Source organism: Streptomyces tremellae (assembly GCF_039540215.1).
Classification (GTDB): Bacteria; Actinomycetota; Actinomycetes; order Streptomycetales; family Streptomycetaceae; genus Streptomyces; species Streptomyces tremellae.
In genome coordinates this window covers 72747-91599 of sequence record NZ_BAABEP010000028.1, presented here as the reverse complement: position 1 = coordinate 91599, position 18853 = coordinate 72747, and the positions used below count along the sequence as shown (strand labels likewise).

Genomic DNA, 18853 nt, shown 5'->3' with positions numbered 1-18853 from the left:
TGGCCACGGCCGCGCGCTCGGCCGTCCGGTCGGCGAGGGCACGCCCGCGGTCCCGCGGGGCGGCGCGCGGGGCAGGGGGCGCGGCCTGCGCAGCGGGCGCCGCGGTCTCGCCCTCGGTGCCGCCCCTGGCGCGGGCCAGCGGGCCCACGGTGAGAACGGGTGTGTTGCCGGTGGCGGTGAGCTTGCCCGCGACGATGGTGTTGTCGAGCACGGCCGTCGCGGTGTTGTCGGTGACCTCCAGGCTCTTGGCGAGGTAGGTGGCGCCCGCGCAGGAGCCCAGGGGGCCTGCGCCGCCGAGTTGCAGGGTGTCGCCGTTGTCGCGGTAGGCGGCGGCGCCGCCCACCTCGCTCGCGCACAGCACGCCGCCGAGGGAGTTGCCCGTGACGGTGAGCGCGCCCTTGACCGTGGTGTCGTGGAGGTCGGCGTAGAGGCCGCCGGTGCCGGTGACGGCGCCCTTGACGGTGCTGCCCGCCAGGTACAGCTCACCGCCGTCCGCGCCGATCTCGCCACCCACCGCCGCGTCGACCGCGTACAGGAAACCGCCTTGCGCGGACGCGGACTTGACGGTGGAGTCCTGGAGGTGGGTGCCGAAGGCGCCGGTCGCGGCGACGGCTCCCCTGAGGGTGGAGCCGGTGACGTCGAGGTAGGCGCCCTCGCCGACGGCGACGGGGCCGCCGAAGGTGACGCGGGAGGCGACGAGGTCGGCGCCGTCCCTGACGGTGACGGTGCCGGTGACCCTGGTGCCCTCCAGCGTGCAGGACTCCCCCGCGGGCACCACCAGGTCACCCCGGACGGTGACCGCGCCGCCGTCGCCGACGCAGGTCGTGTACAGCGCCGCCTGCGCGGACCCGGCGAGGGCGACCAGGCCGCCGGAGGCCAGCAGGGCGGCGGCGGCCGTCACGGCGTACGTACGTAGCTTCATTGCGCTTCCCCTTACTTGCTGCCGACACGGCCGCGTCGGTCGCACGGCCGGGCCCCGCCGTGGGCGGGGGTGCTGCGGGTTGCGTGAGCGCGCGCCTCACAGGGGGCCGCGCCCGTCGGGCGAGCGGGCCTGCGTGGGGGAAGAAGGCGTGAAGTGCGGGGCGTTACCCGGACGAAACATCCGCCCGGTGGCCCGAGACATTAGGGGCCAGGGGAAGGGACTGTCCATAGGTTTGACCGGAGAAAGGAAAAAGTCCTCGACGAAACATCAAAACTTCTGTCTGTTCCGGCGAATGTCGGGGCATGGCGCCGCTGCGGGCGGGTCCGCGGCCCGCCCACGGTGCCCGGCCGCCGACGCGCCCGTCCGGGCGGAGGCGTCGGCGGCCCGGTCCGTCCTGGCGCGCCCCGTCAGTCCAGGGCGACCAGTTCGGCCCAGGCGCGGGCGAGCACGGCGTGTCCGAGCGGTGTGGGATGGACGCCGTCGCCCGCGATCGCCCGCGCGCCGCCGTGCTCCCGCGCCGCCGCGTTGAGCAGGCCGTCCGCGGGAAGCAGCGGCGCGTCGAACTCCTCGGCGAGCCGCCGCACGACCTGGATGCGCGGGTCGAGGTCCTCCCGCCACTCCCACTGCTCGGGCTCGACGGGCACCAGGAACGGCTCGACGAGCAGGAGGCGCGCGCCGAGGCCGTCCCGTACGCGGACCAGGAGGTGGCGGTAGTCGCGCTCGAAGGCGGCGGCTGTGGTCGCGTCGCCCGAGTCGTAGCGCCGCCAGGTGTCGTTCACGCCGACCAGCACGGAGACGAGGTCGGGACGGAGCGCGAGGGCGTCCTCGTCCCAGCGGGCACGCAGGTCGCGTACCCGGTCGCCGCTGACGCCCCGGTTGAGGAAGGTGGCCCCGCATCCCGGGTGGCGCTCGCGCAGCAGGTCGGCGGCCATGCGGGCGTAGCCGTTGCCGAGGCCGTCGCCCGGCAGGGTGCGGCGGTTCGTGTCGGTGATGCTGTCGCCCTGGAAGAGGATCGTCGAGTCGGACGGCAGGCGCAGGGGCATGGGGTACTCCGCGGTGGCTCGGTGGGTACGGGCGGCCCGGGGCCGGGTGCGGCCGGCCCTGCGGGCTGCGCCCGTCAACGGAGTGTGCGCGCCCGTGTCCTGCCGCCCGCGCCACGACTGGCGGCCGGGCGGGCCGTGGCCGGAGGATGGGCCGCTGGAGACCGTACCCGACGTGCGGGTGGCCCGCGTCCACGAGCGGCGGGAGGCCGCCGGCGGGGCACGCGTCCTGGTGGACCGGCTCAGGCCAGGGGCCCGGCGAGGGACGCCGCGGCTCGACGAGTGGTGCAAGGACGTGGCGCCCTCCACGGAGCTGCGCCACTGGTACGGGCACGAGCCCTGGGCCTTTCCCCGAGTTCACCGCCCGCTACCGCGCGGAGCTCGCGGAACCGGCGAGGGCGGCGGCCCTCGGCCGCCTCCCGGGACCGTGCGGGCGGGACCCCGTGCCCCTGCTGACTGCGAAGAAGGAGGTCGGGCTGAGCCGTGCGGCGGTGCGCGCGCGAGTGCTCACCGACGCCGCGGCACAGCGGTGAGCCGCCGCGTCCGCGCGAGCACGGGTGTTCACCGCTCCACGCGCGCCTCGAAGCGTACGAGCCCGGTGACGCCGAACTGGAGGATGAGCGGCAGGGTGCGACGGCCCGTCACGTCCTTGACGTGGTGCAGCGTGACCGTGGGGCCGCCCTTGGCTCCGAAGGTCGTCGCTCCGTCCGACTGGATGAGGATGCCGGCGGGGTCCATCGCGCCGTCCGCCTTGGGGTCGCGGCCGCCGCCGAGCGTGCCGCGGGCGCCGCCGGGGACGCCGACCATGTCGAGGTGGTCGGTGACGCTGCCGGAGTTGCGGACGGTCATCGTGAGGCTGCCGTCGCCCGCGGCGTCGAGGTGGGCCACGGCCCCGGTCACCGTGACCGCGGCGCCGTTCGAACTGGCCTCGACCCGGCCCGGGGTGCCGCTGGGCGCCGGGGCGGGCGAGGAGGACGCGCCGGACGGGGAGTGGCCTCCGCAGCCGGTGAGGCACGCGGCCAGGGCCGCGGGCAGGACGACCGCCGCCGCCGTGACGAAGGGGTTCTTCCGTGCCGTCTTCGCTTTACGTCCCATCCCTGCATTATGCGAGCGCCCCGCGGGCCGCCCCCGCCCGGGTCCGCCGGACCGGGCGCCCCGCCCCCGGGCCGCCACTCCTTCGGGGAAACCGCGCGTGCCCGGGGCCCCGGGGGTCTACGGTCTGGCCATGAGCGACACGTGCGAGGCGGAGCGGGTACGGGGGCTGCTCGACGCCCAGGGGAAGGCGGCGGGCCTCTTCGCCGAGGTGGAGCGGCGGGGTCTGCTCGTGCCGGGCGAGAGCGAGCAGGCGGTCAGCGACCGGATCAGGGACCTCGCCGCGGAGCTGTACGGGGTGCGGAGGTTCTGGCACAAGCGGATCGTGCGCTCGGGCCCGCACACCCTGGCCCCGTTCCGCGAGAACCCGCCGGACCGGGTGATCGAGGACGGGGACATCCTGTTCGTGGACGTCGGACCGGTCTTCGAGGAGTGGGAGGCCGACTTCGGCCGTACGTACGTACTGGGCAGCGATCCCGCGAAGGTGCGGCTGCGCGACGCGCTGCCCGAGGTGTTTGCGGCGGGCCGCCGCGCCTTCGAGGCGGATCCCGGCATCACCGGCGAGCGGCTGTACGCGGAGATGGTGCGGATCGCCGCGGCGGCCGGCTGGGAGTTCGGCGCCTGGCACAGCGGCCACCTCGTGGGCGAGTTCCCGCACGACAAGCCCAAGGACGACGAGTTCGGCCCGTACATCGCGCCGGGCAACGACCGTCCGATGCGCAGGCCCGACAGCCGGGGTCGCGCCTGCCACTGGATCCTTGAGGTGCATCTGCTGGACCGCGCGGGCGGGTTCGCCGGATTCCACGAGGAACTCCTCGACCTGGGCTGAGCGCCGCTGTCCGGTGCCGCGAGGTGCCCGGCGGCGCATGCCGGGGGCATGAGATTCTGTGGCCGTGGCGGAGAACCCTGTGACGGTGGTCGCTCGTACCGCGGACGGCGGCGCCCGTGTCCTCCGGGCGACCGGCGCCCTCGACGACGAGAACGCGTACCTGCTCGAAGAGGCGTTGGAGGAGGCGGACCGGGAGGGCGCGCGCCGTGTGGTGCTCGACCTGTCGGGGGTGTCGTTCGCGGACTCGACGGTGCTCCACGTGCTGCTGCGGGCCCGCGGCAGGAGCAGGCGGCTGGTGCTCGCGGGGCCGCTCGGGAGCGCTGTCGGGCGGCTGTTCGAGGTGACGGGCACCAGGACCGCGTTCACCTTCGCCGAGACGGTGGAGGCGGCTCTCGCGCTGTGAGGAAGGCAGGACGCCGGACGGTGCGGTGGGGACGAGGGGGGACGGCGTGACCTATGCGACGGGCAACGACGGGCAGTGGACCGCGCACGCCCCGGGGCTGCCGACGGGGGCGGCCGAGGCCCGCCACCGGGTCCACGACCTGCTGGTGGCGGAGGGGGTGGCGGCCGAGGGGCGGCCCTTCGACGCCGTTCTCACCGACTCCCTGCTGCTCACGTCGGAGCTGGTGACCAACGCGCTGTACCACGGCGGGGGCCTGACCGGCTTCTCCGCGTCCGTCGCGGACGGCTGCCTCGTGCTCGTGGTCTCCGACGCCAGTACGCGGGTCCCCGCGGCCCGCGCCCCGCGCGACGACTATCCGGCGGGTGGCTACGGATGGCCGCTGGTGTGCCGGATCGCGGGCACGCCCGAGGTGGTGGTGACCGCGTCGGGCAAGACCGTGCGGGCCGTCATGCCGCTGCGGCGCGTGCTCTGACCGCGGCGGCGGCCCGAGGGCCCGGCGGGGCGCAACGCGCTCGGCGCAACCGGCCTGCACGGCGACGGGCGGAGGGGCACCCTCGAAGCGGCGTGGGGCGCCTCGTCGGTCCTGGTGCCACCCGCTGCCGCCGCGACGGTGCGGCGCCCGCCGCCGGCGCGGATCACGGGGCGGTGGCCGATCCGGAGGGGGACGGGCTCTGCCCGGACGCGGCGATGGGGAACCGCACCCCGGTGAGGTCTTCGGAGACGGCCCACAGCCGCTGCTGTACGGCCGCCTCGTACGACTGCGGGCTGGAGGTGACCAGCCGGGGGTGGCCCTTGATCTCGTTGCGTCCGCCGGGGCCGTAGTACTGGCCGCCGAGCGCGGCGGGGTCGGTGGCGGCGCGCAGGGTCGGCAGCGCGCCCATCGCCGGCGTCTGGGTGATCAGCGGAGCGAGCCAGGTGAGCGGAAGCCGGAAGGCCGTGGGGCTGTTGCGGGCGAGTTCGGTGCTGGACAGGCCGGGGTGTGCGGCCAGCGCGGCGGTGGTGCCGTGCGGGGCGAGCCTGCGCTGCAGCTCGTAGGTGAACATGAGGTTGGCCAGTTTGGACTGGCCATAGGCGGCGACCCGGCTGTACGACCGCTCCCACTGCAGGTCGTCGAAGTGGATCGCGGCTCGGATGCGGTGGCCCGTGCTGCTGACCGTCACCACGCGCGAGCCGGGCACCGGCAGCATCAGGTCGAGCAGGAGCCCGGTGAGCGCGAAGTGGCCGAGGTGGTTGGTGCCGAACTGCATCTCGAAGCCGTCCCGGGTGGTCTGCTTCGGGGTGTACATCACGCCGGCGTTGTTGATCAGCAGATCGATCCGGTCGAGCCGTGACCGCAGCCCCGCCGCCGCGGCCTGGACGGAGTCGAGCGAGGTCAGGTCCAGCGCCTGCACGGTCACGTCGCCGGTCATGCGGGCCGCGGCCTGCTCGCCCTTCCCGACGTCGCGCACGGCGAGCACCACGGACGCCCCGCGCTCGGCGAGCGCCTTGGCGGTCTCGTACCCCAGGCCGGTGTTGGCCCCGGTCACCACGGCCACCCGCCCGCGTTGGCCCGGAACGCTGCTTTTCGTCCACTTTTCACCCATGCCGGACTCCCCATCTCATTACGTACCGTCGGTATCTTATGCTTGAGACACTAAGGTACTCCCGGTACGTTGTCAACGTACCGGGAGTACCTAAACTAGAGTGGCGGGTGTGAATTTCCAGCGGGCGCGAACCGAGGAGCAGCGGGAGATCCGCCGGCGGGCGATCCTCGACATGGCCGCGGCGATGCTCGACGAGATGCCCGTGTCCGCGGTCACCCTGAACGAGCTCAGCCGCCGCGTGGGACTGGCGAAGCCGAACGTGCTTCGTTACTTCGAGTCTCGCGAGGCGGTGCTGCTGGAGCTGCTCGACCGCTTCCTGCGGGAGTGGCTGGCGGAGCTGGCGGGCGAATTGGCCGCCGGAGTCGACGAGGATCTGCCCATGGCCGAGCGGGCGGCGGCGGTGGCCGGGATTGTCGGCCGCTCGCTCTCCGGCCGCGCAGTGCTGTGCGACCTCTTCGGCGCACAGGGCAGCGTCCTGGAGCACAACGTCTCCGTCGAGGTCGTCGCACGCTACAAGCGCGCCTCGCTGGACCGCCTGACGACCATGACCGCGCTGCTCCTGACGTACCTGCCGGAGCTGGGCGAGAACGCGACGCTGTTCAGCCTGCAGACCATGGTCATGGCCGGCGCCCTGTCGGCCTACAGCACGCCCCCGCCCAGTCTGCGGGCGGCCTACCGGGCCGAGCCCGACCTGGCCCGCTTCCACCTGGACCTGGAGGACTCCTTGAAGCTGGCTCTGACCTCGACCCTCCTGGGCGTGCTCCCCCGCGGCTGACCCGCGTCGCACCGGAACAGGCGAGACTCCTCAGGGCGCGGCGGTGGGTGAGGCGTCCTCTGCGGTCGGCGGGCTTCCGGGGTCCGCTCCGCGCCCGGGGACGGGGTAGGCGGGCGGCTGGCGGTGGAAGTTGGGCGAGCGGTCCGCGTTGGTGTAGGAGCGGTGGAAGACCGGCGTGGTGCTGGCCGACAGCGGTGGCACGATCCAGTCCCGGTCGGCCGGGGTGGTCCGGCCCCGGAGCAGTTCGCGTTCCTCGTGCGTGACGAACTGCCGGGCCACGGTGTGGTGGTCCACCAGATGCACACCGGCCTGCCGGAAGGAGTGCAGGACGGCGCGGTTCACCTCGACGAGGGCGCGGTCACGCCAGAGCGTGTCGCTGCGCGAGGTGTCGAGCGCCATCGCCCGTGCGACCTCGGGCAGTACGTCGTACCGGTCGGTGTCGGTGAGGTTGCGGGCGCCGATCTCGTAGCCCACGTACCAGCCGTTGAACGGGCAGGCCGGGTAGTGGACACCGCCGATCTCCAGCCGCATGTCGGAGATGGCGGGGACCCCGTGCCACTTCAGGCCCAGCCCGGCGAACCAGGCGAACTCCGGGTGGGACAAGGGCACTTCGAGCACGGCGTCGGCGGGCAGCTCGAACCACCGCGGCCGCTCGCCCGGCATCTGCACGACCAGCGGGAGGATGTCGAAAGGTCCGCCGCGCCCGTGCCAGCCGAGCGCCTCGACCGCCCTGGTGACGTCCACGTGCAGCGGGTCGCCCACGACGGTGCCGTCGGGCCGTCGGTAGCCGGCGTAGCGGACCAGCTGGGGGTTCCAGATGCGGATCTCCGAGCCGTCGGGGCCGCGCTGGGCGAACACCGTGATCACGGGCACCAGTTGGCCCCCGTTGTTCGCCGTGCGCAGGTGTTCGACACACGCGTCGAACACCTGCTCCGCCGTGGCGGCGTCCCGCCGGTCGATCACCCGGAGCGCCTTCCAGTGCAGGCGGCCGACACAGCGCGCGTGGTTGCGCCAGGCGACCCGGCAGCCGTGGGCCAGCTCCGCCGTCGTGTGCCGGTACGTGCCCGTGCCGCCGATCTCGGCCCGCACCTCCGCGAGCCGGGCCTCACGGTGCTCGGCGCCCGGCGTCTCGGGGTCGCTCAGGAACGGGACGGCACTGCCCCACAGGCCGGTGTCAGTCATCCAGGTCGATACGGAAGGAGACGGTCCTGCCGCTCATGGTGACGCGGGCCTGCCCGGAGGCGTCGCGGAAGGCCCCGGTGCCGCCGACCACGGCGCCGTCGCCGGTGTACGGGCCCGGCCCGAAGCGGTCGATCATCGCGCTCAGGGCCAGGTCGCCGCCGCGCATCCGCAGGACCCGCTGGCACTGGGTGATCATTCCCCTGCCGTCGACCAGCACCGCGCTGCACCGGGCGCTTCCGTCGCCCACCCGGCGCTCCGTCCCGCTCTCGTACACGTCGAGGTAGGTGACCCAGCTGTCGCCTTCGCGGACGTCCCGCGGCTGGGTGTCGGCGCGCTTGACGGCGGTCACGTCGATCCGGCGGCCGGTGTCCGCCTGCGCGGGCTGCCAGGAGGCCAGTCCGGCCGTTGCCACGGCGGTGACGGCCGCCGCCGCCGCGGCGAGGCGTGCGACGGTACGGCGACTGCGTTCACGGGACATGGTGACGCCTCCGGGCGACAGGAAAGGAGAGAGGGCGTCCCGCCCGCATCCGGGCCGACGCGGCCGTCCAGGGGCGGAGACGCGCTCACCTCACCGCACGGCACATACCGAGGGCAAACTCCTCGGCCCTGCCTTCACCCACTGGGTGTATTCGGCCCTTCGGACGGCCTAGTCCGCGCCCCGGCCCGGCCCGAGGACGGCGCGGGTTGCGGCGCCGACGCCGCCGTGCCGCCGTCAACCAGAGCCCCGGGCCGCACCATTGGACCGCCTGCTGTTCACGGACGGCACACGGAGGCGCGCGGCGGGCCGCTCGGCGACGACCTGTCCGGGGAGGAGCGGCTGCGTGCCGCGCTCGCCGAGGGCGCGGGGTCGCCCGCGGAGGCCGTCGTGGAGCGGGTGCGGATACCGGCCTCCCAGTGGGCCGGCACGGGACGGCACGACGACATGGCGGCGGTCGCGTCCACCGCGCCGCGCACCGCACGCCTCGGCGCGGTGGACAGGCACACCTGGGGCAGGTGCACGGCATGACGGACGCTCTCGGCCGTCTGACGGCCGCGCAGGCGCCGGACGGCGGCAGACGGGCACGGCACACGGCCGGGCCCGCACCCCGGGACCCGACGCGGGCCGACGCCCCGCCGGGGGAGCGCGGCCTCGCCGGGATGACCTGCGGCGGGAGCGGGAGCAGCCAGGCGTCACCTCGACCCTGGTGGGCCCGCGCAGCGCCGCGCACCTGGAGGCGAACCTCGCCGGCCTCGACGTGCGGCTCACGGAGCAGCAGCGGGCCGCGCCCGACGAGGTGTCGGCGCCCGCGCTGAACTTCCCGGCCGGCCTGAACCGGCAGGTGGGGCCGATGCTCCAGTTCGCGGGCGCCACCGTGGACGGACAGCGCACCGCGGTCTGCCCGCCGCTCGAACGCAGCGCCGTGCGCTACTGACACCCGCCATGCCCCTTCCCCGTTCCCCCCGGTTCCCCGTCTCCCCCGTCTCCCCCGCCTCCCCGCCTTTCCTGCCTCCCCAGCCCCCGTCACAGCGCGGCGTCGAGGAGCGGGGCGGCGTCCCGGCAGGCGTCCGCCGCGCCCACGGGCGCAGGGCCCCACGGGCCCGTGGGGGCCGCCCGCGTGACCGGTGACCGGTGAGGGCGTTTTCCAGCCGTACGCGCGCGGTGTCTGCGCGAACCGTTGACCGGAACTTAACTCGCAAGTAACTTCCGCAGCGCGCCGCTCCGTTCACCCGGCCCGTGCCGGGCCGCCTCACGCCGAATCCGAGGAGAACACAGATGTCGATGCGCGCTCTCTTCCGGGGTCTGACCGCCGCTGCCGCCGCCGCGGGGGCGGTCGCCCTCGGGCTCACCGCCCCCGCCGCCCAGGCCGCCACCCCCCTTCCGTACGTCGCCCTCGGCGACAGCTACAGCGCCGGGTCGGGCATCCTGCCCCTCGACCCGGCCGCCTCCCTGCTCTGCGCCCGCTCCACCGCCGACTACCCGCATGTGATCGCCGACCGCATCGGCGCCCGGCTCACCGACGTGACCTGCGGGGGCGCCGAGACCAAGGACTTCGCCTCGGCCCAGTACCCGGGGGTCGCGCCCCAGCTGGACGCCCTCAGCGACAGCACCGGGCTGGTGACACTGACCATCGGCGGCAACGACAGCGACACCTTCATCGACGCGATCCTCGCCTGCGGGTCCGCCGGGGTGGTCACGGCGGGCCAGGGCGCGCCGTGCAAGGCCCTGTACGGGGACTCGTTCGACCACACCATCGACACCACCACCTACCCGGCGGTGCGCTCGGCGCTCCAGCAGGTGCGGGCCAAGGCTCCCGGCGCCCGCGTCGCGGTGCTCGGCTACCCGTGGATCCTCCCGGCCGCCGCGACCCCCGGCTGCTTCGCGAAGATGCCGATCGCGGCGGGCGACGTGCCGTACCTGCGGGACCTCCAGACCCATCTGAACGCGGCGGTGCGGCGCGCGGCCTCGGACACCGGGGCGACGTTCGTGGACATGGCGGCGGCCTCCGAGGGCCATGACGCGTGCGCACCGGCGAGCACGCGCTGGATCGAGCCCGTCCTGTTCGGCACCAACTTCGTGCCGGTCCACCCGAACGCCACGGGCGAGCGGCAGATGGCCGAGCGGACCCTGTCCGTGCTCGGCGAGGACTGACCCCGCACAGGCGCGGGCCCCGCCCCCCGGTCTCGGGGGACGGGGCCCGTCCCGCGTCCTGGTGCGAGACGCCGGGTGCCGCGACTAGCGGGCGCCGCCGGCGAGGAAGCCGCCCTCGGCGTGCGTGATGCCGTAGGGGCCGCCGATGTTGGTGTAGCTGCCCTCGCCGCCGATGAAGCCGACGCCGTGCTCGTGGTGGTGGTGGTAGCCGTAGCCGCCGTCGTGACCGTCCGCGAACGCCGTGCCGGTGACAGGGACGATGGCGGCCATGCCGAGAGCGACGACGGCCGCGGCGCGGGCGATGTTCTTGCGCATTCGGTTCCTCCTGCGTGTGGTAGGGACGACGGTTCCTTCTCCCGTTCGGCGCCGTCCGTACCGATCCGCGCGGCGAGTTGCCTCTTCCGGGTGAGCTTCTTGCTCCGGCCTCAGGACACGGGCCCCGCATCCGGGCCGGCCTACTCGGCGTCGTACAGCTCCACCACCCGGCTGTCGAGCAGCGGCACGATGTGCCCGAGCACGAGGTCCCTGAAGTGCGGGGTCTCGCGGTGGTCGGCGAACGCCTCGCGCGAGGCGTACCGCTCAAGCAGGACGATGCCGCGCGGGTCGTCCACTTGGCGGTAGACCACGAACGCGCGGTTCCCCGGTTCCGCCCGGCTGGCGGCGGCGAGGTCCGAGAGCAGTGCGAGCACCTCTTCCTCGTTGTCCTCTGCGACGGTGTAACGGGCGATGACCTGGAGTTCCGGCATGGTCCCGCACCTTATCCCCGGGCTCGGGCCGCGCGCTGGGAGGCCCTGTCTCCCAGCAGGGAGGACACAGGTCGTGGCGCGCCCCCGCGCCCCGCGGCCACGATGTCGTGGCGGGGCCCCGGCCGCCGCGCCCGCCGTTCCCGTTCTCCGCGAGGTCCCCGCCATGGCAGCAGAGCCCCCGTCCGCCTCCGCAGGAGGCTCCCCCTGGCCCCACGTCCTGCGGGCCGGGGCCGCGCTCGGCGCCGGCATGGGGGTGGGCCGCTTCGTGTACACGCCGATCCTTCCGCTGATGCAGGCGCAGGCGGGCCTGACGGCCGCGGCGGGCGCCGACCTGGCGACCGCGAACTACGCGGGCTACCTGGCCGGGGCGCTGGCCGGCAGCCTCTCGCCCCGCCTGGCGCGCTCCCGCGCGGCGCTGCGCGTCTCGCTCGCGGTGCTGGTCGCGACGGTCGCGGCGATGCCGCTCACCCGGGACACCTCGGTCTGGCTCGGGCTGCGCTGCGTCGCGGGGGCGGCCAGCACGCTGGTCTTCGTCATCGCCGTGACCGGGCTGCTCCACCGGCTGCGCGGCGGCCCCGCGCACCTGTCCGGCTGGGCCTTCGGCGGGGTGGGCGCGGGCATCGCCCTGTCCGGCCTGCTCGTCCTGGCCCTGCGGCAGGCCGCCGACTGGCGGGCCGCCTGGTGGGCGTCGGCGGCGCTCACCGCGCTGCTCGCCGCCGCGTCGTCGGCGCCGCGCGCCGGGGACGCGGCGACCGGAGCGCGGCCCCGGCACGCCGAGCGCGCCACGGCCCCCGGCGACACGGCGGCCCGCGGTGGCCCGGGAGGCGCCGACGTGACGGGGGCCCGCGGCGGCGGCTCGCCCGCGGAGCAACCACCGCGCACGCACCGGTGGTTCGGGGTGCTACTGGCCGGCTACACCCTGGAGGGCGTCGGCTACGTCGTCGCCGGGACGTTCCTCGTCGCGGCGATCGGCCGGGGATCGCCGGGCGCGCTCGGCAGCGGCGCCTGGGTGCTCGTGGGGCTCGCTGCCGTCCCCGCCTCCGCCCTGTGGACCGCGCTCGGCCGCCGCTTCACCCGACCCGGCCTGCTGGCCGCCGCGCTGGTGGTGCAGGCGGTGGGCACCGCGCTGCCCGCCGTGGCGGGCGGCGCGGTCGCCGCACTGGCCGCGGCCGTCCTCTTCGGCGGGACGTTCCTCGGCGTGTCCACCCTCGCCCTCGCCATCGGGGCCCACCTGCGCTTCCCGCGCTCCGTCGCCCTGCTGACGGCGGGTTACTCCGCCGGGCAGATCGCCGGGCCGCTCGCCGTCGCCCCGCTCCTGCACCACGGCTATCAGCACGCCCTGCTCCTGGCCGCCGCGGTGACCGGAGCCGCGGCGCTGTGCGCGGGGGCGCTGCGCGCCGGCTTCCCGCACCGCATGCCGGAGCCGGGGAGCGGGCACGGCACGCCGGGCGGCCCGGAACCGGCAGGGCCGGGCCGCGCCTCCCCCGGACGCGGGGCTCAGTCGAGGACCGGCGCGTAGCGCGCGGCGAGCGCCTTCTTGTCCACCTTGCCGATCGCGGTGAGCGGCAGGTCGTCGAGGATCTCCAGGCGGTCGGGCGCGAGCAGGGTGCTGGCGCCCCGTTCGCGCAGGAACCGCTTGAGGGCGCGCAGGGTCGGCGGCGTACCGTCCGGTACGACGCAGACGCAGACGCGCTCCCCGAGCGCCTCGTCCGACACGCCGATGACCGCGACCTGGCGCACCCCGTCGTGCGCGGCGACATGGGCTTCGAGCTCGGCGGCGGCGATCTTCTCGCCGCCCCGGTTGATCTGGTCCTTGACCCGTCCGACGACGGTCAGGCAGCCGTCCGCGTCGCGGCGCACCACGTCGCCCGAGCGGAAGAACCCCTCGGGGGTGAAGGACGAGAGGTTGCGCTCGGGCTCCCGGTAGTAGCCGTTGATCGTGTACGGGCCGCGGGTGAGGAGTTCGCCCGCCTCGCCAGGCGGCACGGGCCCGCCGTCCTCGTCGACCACGTGGACCTCGTCGTCCGGGGACAGGGGGCGGCCCTGGGTGGTCAGGACGCGCTCCTCCGGGTCGTCGAGCCGGGTGAAGTTGAGGAGGCCCTCCGCCATGCCGAAGACCTGCTGGAGCGTGCAGCCGAGGCCGGGGCGCACGGCGGCGGCCTGGCGCGGCGCGAGGACGGCGCCCCCGACCTGGAGGAGCCGCAGGCTCGCGAGGTCGTAGCGGCCGGTGGCGGCCTCTTCGAGCCAGAGCGGGACCACCGAGGGCACGGTGGCGGTCACGGTCACCCGCTCCCGTCCGATCAGCGCGAGGCAGTCCTCGGGGCTCGGCGAGGGCGCGAGGACCACCGTGCCGCCCGCGGAGAGGGTGCCGAACACTCCGGGACAGGCGAGCGTGAAGTTGTGCGTCACCGGGAGCGCCGCCAGGTAGACGTCCTCGGGGCCGAGGCCGGTCACGTCCGCGCTCGCGCGCGCGTTGTAGTGGTAGTCGTCGTGCGTGCGCGGGATCAGCTTGGGGGTGCCGGTGGTGCCGCCGGAGAGCAGCAGCACGGCGATGCCGTCCGGGGCGGGCTCGGGTCTGCCCGCGGCCCCCGCGGGGTGCGGGAGGTCGGTGAGGTCCACGGTGCCCTCGCCGTTCCCGTACGGCTCCCCCGCGACGACGACGTGCCGCACCCCGGGCTGTCTGCGCCGGAGTTCCCCGGCCTGCTCGCGGTAGTCGAAGCCGCCTGCGCCGGGTATGACGTAGCCGGCGGCACCGGAGAGCCCGGCGAGGGCGTCGAGTTCCGCGATGCGGTGGCTCGGCGGGATGAGGACGGGTACGACTCCGGTGCGGAACGCGGCGAAGCAGAGGGGGACGAACTCCGCGCGGTTGTCGAGCTGGACCAGCAGCCGGTCGCCGGCCGCGAGCCCGAGCCCGATGAGTCCTGCGGCGATCTCGTCGGCCCAGGTGTCGAGTGCCGCGTAGTCGTAACGCCGCTCCCCCGCGACGAGCGCGGTGTGCGCGGGCCGCTCGGCGGCGCGCTCGCGCAGCAGCGTGCCCAGCGGACGGCCGAGCCAGTGGCCCGCGTCCCGGTAGCGGCGCGCCCGGTCCGCCGGCCATGGCGTGAAGCCTTCCGTCATCTGTGACTCTCCCCTGGCTCCTGGCGCGGCGCGTGGACGATCCCGTGGTGCGGACGGCGGTGTGATGACCGGTCACGTCGAGGATGGCCTTGCCGCGATCATGAACAAAGCTTAGCCTTACCTAACCAGCGCCGATGGTAGCGCACGCCATCGGGCCCCCGCCGAGTGAGGAGTCCATCGCGATGCCGGAGAATCCGTTCGACGACCCGGACGGCGAGTTCGTCGTTCTCGTCAACGAGGAGGGCCAGCACTCCCTGTGGCCCACCTTCGCCGACATACCCGGCGGCTGGGTCGTCCAGCACGGACCCGCGGACAGGGACGCCTGCCTCGACCACGTCAGGGAGAACTGGCGGGACATGCGGCCGCGCAGCCTCGCCGGGCAGATGGCGGCGGACGCCGCACGGCCGGGAACGTCCCGATGACGGCAGGCCCGGCGGAGGCCGCGGGGACGGACGGCGGCACCGGTCTGGGCGCCGTCTCCGACGTCCTGCCGCTCTCGCCGCTGCAGACGGGGCTGTTCTTCCACGCCTCACTCGGCACCGGGGACGTCTACCGCTACCAGCTCGCGCTCGACCTCGCGGGGCCGCTCGACGCCGCGCTGCTGCGGCGCTGCTCCGACGCCCTGCTCGACCGGCACCCCGCGCTGCGCACCGCGTTCGTCGCCGAGGAGACCGACGAGCCGATCGGCGTCGTGCTCGACGGGCTCACCATGCCCTGGGGCGAGGCCGACCTGTCGGCGCTGCCGCCTGCGCGGCAGGAGGAGGAGCTACGGCTGCACGCCGTGGCGGAACGCGCCGTCCCGTTCGCGCTCGACCGGCCGCCGCTGCTGCGCGCCTCGCTCGTACGTCTTGGCCCCGAGCGCCACCGGCTGCTGCTGACCGCCCACCACATCGTGCTCGACGGCTGGTCGGTGCCAGTCATGGTGGGCGACCTCGGCGCGCTCTACGCGGCGGGCGGCGCGCAGGACGCGCTGCCGCGGGCCCGCCCGTTCCGCGACTACCTGGAGTGGGTCGCGGACCAGGACGCCGACGCGGCGCGGCGCACCTGGCGGGAGGCGCTCGCCGGGGTCGAGGACGCGACGCTGCTGGTGCCGGGCGCCGAGGACTCCGACACGCCCGCGGAGCCCGGTCGGGTCCCCGTGCCCTGCTCCGCCGGCCTCTCCGCGCGGCTGACCGCGCTGGCCAGGAGCCGCGGCGTGACGGCCAACACCGTCGTGCAGGCCCTGTGGGCGCTGCTGCTCGGCACCCTGACCGGACGCGACGACGTGGTCTTCGGCACGGTCGTCACCGGCAGGCCGCCCGAGCTGCCGGGCGCCGACGCGATGGTGGGTCTGTTCGCCAACACCGTGCCCGTACGGGTGCGTCTGCGCCCCGACGAGGCCTTCTCCGACCTGCTCGTCCGTCTCCACCGGGAGCAGGCCGCGCTGCTCGACGCGCCCTTCCTCGGGCTCGGCGAGATCCAGCGCGAGGCGGGCCTCGCGACACTCTTCGACACACTGGTCGTGTACGAGAACTACCCCGGGGGCCCCGGCGCCGAGCTGCGCGCGGGCGCGGACCTGACCCTCTCGTCCGGCGGCTCCTGGGACGCCACGCACTACCCGCTCGTGCTCGTCGCCGTGCCGGGCGACCCGCTCTCCCTCACCCTCAAGTACCAGCCGAACGCGGTGTCCGCGCAGGATGCGGAGCGGATCGCGGAGCGGATCGCGCACCTCGCGGACGAGGTCGTCGGCGACCCCGCCCTGACGGCGGCGGGCGTCGACCCGCTCACCGGGGCCGAGCACGAGGCGCTGCGCCTGGCGAACGCCACCGGCGCACCGGTCTCCGAGTCGACCGTCATCGACCTGTTCGAGGAGGCGGCGGCGCGGGACCCGGAGGCGGTGGCCCTGCGGTACGGCGGCCGTTCCCTGACCTACCGCGAACTGGACGCACGGGCCGACCGGCTGGCGTGGCGGCTGCGGGAGCTCGGCGTGGACGGGGAGCGCCGCGTGGGCGTGCACTTCGACCGCTCGCCCGAACTGGTCGTGGCGCTGCTCGCGGTGCTCAAGGCGGGCGGCGCCTTCGTGCCCCTCGAACCGGCCTGGCCGCGGGCGCGGGTGCGGGCGATCGTGTCCGACGCCGAGGTCGGCGTCGTCTGCGCGGCGCGGGACGCCGACCTGCCCGAGGGCGTGACGCGGGTGCTGGTCACCGCCGCGGACGCCGGGCCCCGGGGGGAGCAGGACGGTCCGCCGCCGCGCCGGCCGCACGGCGACAACGCCGCGTACGTCATCTACACCTCGGGCTCGACGGGCGCGCCCAAGGGCGCGGTCATCCGGCACCGGTCGATCGCCAACCGGCTGCTGTGGCAGGCCGGTCTGCTCGGGTACGGGCCTGGCGACGCAGCTCTGTTCAAGGCGCCGCTCGGCTTCGACATCTCGATCAACGAGATCCTGCTGCCGCTCGTGACCGGCGCCCGCCTGGTGGTCGCGGCGCCGGGCGAGGAGCGCGACGTCGAGGCGCTGCTGCGGCTGATGGCCGAGGAGCGGGTCAGCTTCTGCTACGTCGTCTCCTCAATGCTCGCGGCCATGCTGGAGATCCCCGGCTTCGCCGAGGCGGCAGGGCCCGCGCTGCGCCACGTGTGGTGCGGCGGCGAACCGCTGACGCCCGAGCTGTACACGCGCTTCAGGTCCGCGACCGGCGCCACCATGTACCACGGGTACGGGCCCGCGGAGACCACGGTCGGCGTCACCCACGAGGTGCGCGGACCCGGCGAGGACGGCGGCCCGCCCACCCTGGGGCGGCCCAACCCGAACACCGCGGTGCATGTGCTCGACCGGTTCCTGCGGCCCGTGCCCACGGGCGTCGTGGGCGAGCTGTACATCGGGGGCCTGCTGGTCGGGCGCGGCTACGTCGGCGACCCGGCCCGTACCGCCGAGCGGTTCGTGGCCGACCCGTTCGCGGCGGACGGCTCCCGGCTGTACCGCACGGGCGATCTCGCCGCGCGGCTGCCCGACGGCAGGCTGCGCTTCGCGGGGCGGGTCGACAACCAGGTCAAGATACGCGGCATGCGGGTGGCACCAGAAGAGGTGGAGGCGGCGCTCGGCGAGCACCCCGCGGTCCGCCAGGCCGCGGTGATCGCCCCCGCCGACGCCCGCGGCGACCACCGCCTCGTCGCCTTCTGCGTACCACGCGAACAGGCCGCGCCGCCGGCCGGCGGCGCGGCCGGCACCTCGGTGGCGCGTCCGCCCGAGGAGCCCTCAGGCGCACCGCGCGAGGCCGCAGTCGCGGAAGCCGGCGACGACGCAGGCGCCGGCGGGGTGCTCGGGACCGTGGTCTCGGATCCGGCCGACGCGCTCGTCGGCGATCTGCGGGCCTGGGCGCGTACGCGGCTCGCGGGGCATCTGGTGCCCGCGGAGATCGTGATCGCGTCCCGGCTGCCCGCACTCCCCTCGGGCAAGGTCGACCGGCGGGCCCTCGCGGCGGCGGTGCCCGAGCGGCGGGCCGCCGCGCAGCGGGCCCGCACGGCGACAGAGGCGCGGCTGCTCGACCTGTTCAGGGCTACGCTCGAGCGCTCCGACATCGGTGTGACGGACGACTTCTTCGCGCTCGGCGGCCACTCGCTGCTGGCCACGAGGCTCGTGGTGGCGGCGCGCGCGGCGCTCGGCACTCCGCTGCCCGTGCGCGCGCTGTTCGAGCACACCACGGCGGCGGCGCTCGCCGCGTACATCGACTCGGGGGCCGCGGCGCAGCCCGCCAGGATCGCGGACGGTGTGCTGCTGCCGCTGCGCGCGGGAGGCAGCGGGCCCGCGCTGTTCTGCGTGCACCCGGTCACCGGCCTCGCCTGGCCGTACGCCGGCCTGCTGCGGCACGTGCCCGACCGGCCGCTCTACGGCGTCCAGGCGGAGAGCCTGACCCGCGCAGACGACCTGCCGACGAGCCTCGACGACATGGCGGCCCGGTACGTCGACGTGATCCGCAAGCGGCAGCCCTCGGGCCCTTACCACCTGCTCGGCTGGTCACTCGGCGGCAGCGTGGCCCACCTGATGGCGTGCCGGCTCGCGGCGGCGGGCGAGACCGTGGGCAGCCTGACCGTGCTCGACGCCATGCCCGCGCACCGGCTCGGCGGCACCGCGGGCACGGGCGGCGTCGCGGTGAACCTGGCCAGGCTGCTCGCCGTCAACGGCTACCCGGTGCCGGAGGGCGAGGAGCTGACGGCCCGCAAGGCGCTCGCGCTGGTGGCGGAGCGGGGCGGTCCGCTCGCCGGGTTCAGCGCCGACGAGCTCTGGTCGGTGGCGACGAGCTGGAGCCACTCGGCGGGGCTGCGCCATCTCGAACCCGCCCCGGTGTTCCCGGGCGACCTGCTGCTGGTGGACGCGGCCGACGAGGTGAGACCGCGCGATCCGAGCCCGGCCTCGCTGTGGCGGCCGCACGTCACGGGCCGGGTGCGCACCCTGCCCGTCGCCTCGACCCACTGGCAGCTCACCCGGCCGGAGCCGCTGGCCGCGATCGGCGCGGAACTCCGCGCCGAGCTGCGGCGGGCCGGCCCGGAAGGCTGATCGC

General features: G+C 75.3%; 17 protein-coding genes and 3 pseudogenes. 11 read left to right on the top strand and 9 right to left on the bottom strand.

Features of this window, described 5'->3' with window-relative positions; all coding sequences use genetic code 11:
- Together ABEA77_RS19765 and ABEA77_RS19760 are read right to left on the bottom strand one after the other, a co-directional pair.
- Nucleotides 1-922 (bottom strand): annotated as a pseudogene (locus tag ABEA77_RS19765) (hypothetical protein); the annotation flags it as partial.
- Between the two features lie 407 nt (nucleotides 923-1329).
- Complete coding sequence (locus ABEA77_RS19760) at nucleotides 1330-1965, bottom strand: SGNH/GDSL hydrolase family protein (protein WP_345649126.1); 636 nt, start codon at nucleotides 1963-1965, stop codon at nucleotides 1330-1332.
- On the opposite strand from ABEA77_RS19760, the pseudogene ABEA77_RS19755 reads away from it, so the two are divergent.
- Nucleotides 1913-2254: pseudogene (locus ABEA77_RS19755) on the top strand (hypothetical protein); the annotation flags it as partial. The gene ABEA77_RS19760 and the pseudogene ABEA77_RS19755 sit on opposite strands and share 53 nt — an antisense overlap.
- A 269-nt stretch (nucleotides 2255-2523) precedes the next feature.
- Here the strand turns inward: ABEA77_RS19755 and ABEA77_RS19750 are convergent.
- Nucleotides 2524-3057, bottom strand: a complete 534-nt coding sequence (locus tag ABEA77_RS19750; protein ID WP_345649147.1) for a hypothetical protein — start codon at nucleotides 3055-3057, stop codon at nucleotides 2524-2526.
- A 130-nt stretch (nucleotides 3058-3187) separates the two neighbouring features.
- On the opposite strand from ABEA77_RS19750, the gene ABEA77_RS19745 reads away from it, so the two are divergent.
- The 3 genes from ABEA77_RS19745 to ABEA77_RS19735 all read left to right on the top strand — a co-directional run bounded on the left by ABEA77_RS19745 (nucleotide 3188) and on the right by ABEA77_RS19735 (nucleotide 4758).
- The gene (locus ABEA77_RS19745; protein ID WP_345649144.1) at nucleotides 3188-3883 is read left to right on the top strand and encodes a M24 family metallopeptidase; all 696 of its coding nucleotides are present in this window, start codon (nucleotides 3188-3190) and stop codon (nucleotides 3881-3883) included.
- A 64-nt stretch (nucleotides 3884-3947) separates the two neighbouring features.
- Nucleotides 3948-4286, top strand: a complete 339-nt coding sequence (locus tag ABEA77_RS19740; protein ID WP_345649123.1) for an STAS domain-containing protein — start codon at nucleotides 3948-3950, stop codon at nucleotides 4284-4286.
- 46 nt (nucleotides 4287-4332) lie between these two features.
- Nucleotides 4333-4758, top strand: coding sequence for an ATP-binding protein (locus ABEA77_RS19735; RefSeq protein ID WP_345649121.1), 426 nt, complete (start codon nucleotides 4333-4335; stop codon nucleotides 4756-4758).
- Nucleotides 4759-4921: 163 nt separating this feature from the next.
- Here ABEA77_RS19735 and ABEA77_RS19730 read toward each other — a convergent pair whose 3' ends face one another.
- Nucleotides 4922-5869, bottom strand: coding sequence for an SDR family NAD(P)-dependent oxidoreductase (locus ABEA77_RS19730; protein WP_345649118.1), 948 nt, complete (start codon nucleotides 5867-5869; stop codon nucleotides 4922-4924).
- Between the two features lie 109 nt (nucleotides 5870-5978).
- Between ABEA77_RS19730 and ABEA77_RS19725 the strand changes: the two genes are divergently transcribed.
- Nucleotides 5979-6644 carry a TetR/AcrR family transcriptional regulator gene (locus tag ABEA77_RS19725; protein ID WP_345649115.1) on the top strand — a complete coding sequence of 222 codons (666 nt, stop codon included), beginning with the start codon at nucleotides 5979-5981 and terminating at the stop codon, nucleotides 6642-6644.
- Nucleotides 6645-6674: 30 nt separating this feature from the next.
- Here ABEA77_RS19725 and ABEA77_RS19720 read toward each other — a convergent pair whose 3' ends face one another.
- Together ABEA77_RS19720 and ABEA77_RS19715 are read right to left on the bottom strand one after the other, a co-directional pair.
- On the bottom strand, nucleotides 6675-7826 hold the full coding sequence (locus ABEA77_RS19720) for a nitric oxide synthase oxygenase (protein WP_345649112.1): 1152 nt from the start codon (nucleotides 7824-7826) through the stop codon (nucleotides 6675-6677).
- A complete protein-coding gene (locus tag ABEA77_RS19715) occupies nucleotides 7819-8304 on the bottom strand; it encodes a hypothetical protein (protein WP_345649109.1) in 486 nt (161 codons plus the stop codon). The genes ABEA77_RS19720 and ABEA77_RS19715 overlap by 8 nt, the downstream gene beginning before the upstream one ends.
- A gap of 268 nt (nucleotides 8305-8572) precedes the next feature.
- Here ABEA77_RS19715 and ABEA77_RS19710 point away from each other — a divergent pair.
- The 3 genes and pseudogenes from ABEA77_RS19710 to ABEA77_RS19700 form a co-directional block, all read left to right on the top strand.
- Nucleotides 8573-8832 (top strand): annotated as a pseudogene (locus ABEA77_RS19710) (SpoIIE family protein phosphatase); the annotation flags it as partial.
- A 178-nt stretch (nucleotides 8833-9010) separates the two neighbouring features.
- Nucleotides 9011-9238 carry a hypothetical protein gene (locus ABEA77_RS19705; protein ID WP_345649106.1) on the top strand — a complete coding sequence of 76 codons (228 nt, stop codon included), beginning with the start codon at nucleotides 9011-9013 and terminating at the stop codon, nucleotides 9236-9238.
- Nucleotides 9239-9579: 341 nt separating this feature from the next.
- Complete coding sequence (locus tag ABEA77_RS19700) at nucleotides 9580-10455, top strand: SGNH/GDSL hydrolase family protein (protein ID WP_345649103.1); 876 nt, start codon at nucleotides 9580-9582, stop codon at nucleotides 10453-10455.
- A gap of 84 nt (nucleotides 10456-10539) precedes the next feature.
- On the opposite strand, the gene ABEA77_RS19695 is transcribed toward ABEA77_RS19700, so the two are convergent.
- Both ABEA77_RS19695 and ABEA77_RS19690 read right to left on the bottom strand, forming a co-directional pair.
- Nucleotides 10540-10770, bottom strand: coding sequence for a hypothetical protein (locus tag ABEA77_RS19695; protein WP_345649101.1), 231 nt, complete (start codon nucleotides 10768-10770; stop codon nucleotides 10540-10542).
- A 140-nt stretch (nucleotides 10771-10910) separates the two neighbouring features.
- The gene (locus ABEA77_RS19690; protein WP_345649099.1) at nucleotides 10911-11201 is read right to left on the bottom strand and encodes a putative quinol monooxygenase; all 291 of its coding nucleotides are present in this window, start codon (nucleotides 11199-11201) and stop codon (nucleotides 10911-10913) included.
- A gap of 163 nt (nucleotides 11202-11364) precedes the next feature.
- Between ABEA77_RS19690 and ABEA77_RS19685 the strand changes: the two genes are divergently transcribed.
- Nucleotides 11365-12720, top strand: coding sequence for a YbfB/YjiJ family MFS transporter (locus ABEA77_RS19685; RefSeq protein WP_425588328.1), 1356 nt, complete (start codon nucleotides 11365-11367; stop codon nucleotides 12718-12720).
- Here the strand turns inward: ABEA77_RS19685 and ABEA77_RS19680 are convergent.
- Nucleotides 12699-14318 (bottom strand): (2,3-dihydroxybenzoyl)adenylate synthase, encoded by a 1620-nt coding sequence (locus ABEA77_RS19680; protein ID WP_345649096.1) that lies wholly within the window; start codon nucleotides 14316-14318, stop codon nucleotides 12699-12701. The two genes, ABEA77_RS19685 and ABEA77_RS19680, sit on opposite strands and share 22 nt — an antisense overlap.
- A gap of 182 nt (nucleotides 14319-14500) precedes the next feature.
- Here ABEA77_RS19680 and ABEA77_RS19675 point away from each other — a divergent pair, with 182 nt between their 5' ends.
- Nucleotides 14501-14740, top strand: a complete 240-nt coding sequence (locus ABEA77_RS19675; RefSeq protein ID WP_345649093.1) for an MbtH family protein — start codon at nucleotides 14501-14503, stop codon at nucleotides 14738-14740.
- A complete protein-coding gene (locus ABEA77_RS19670; RefSeq protein ID WP_345649090.1) occupies nucleotides 14737-18849 on the top strand; it encodes an amino acid adenylation domain-containing protein in 4113 nt (1370 codons plus the stop codon). Before ABEA77_RS19675 ends, ABEA77_RS19670 begins: the two co-directional genes overlap by 4 nt.
- Nucleotides 18850-18853 lie beyond the last annotated feature (4 nt).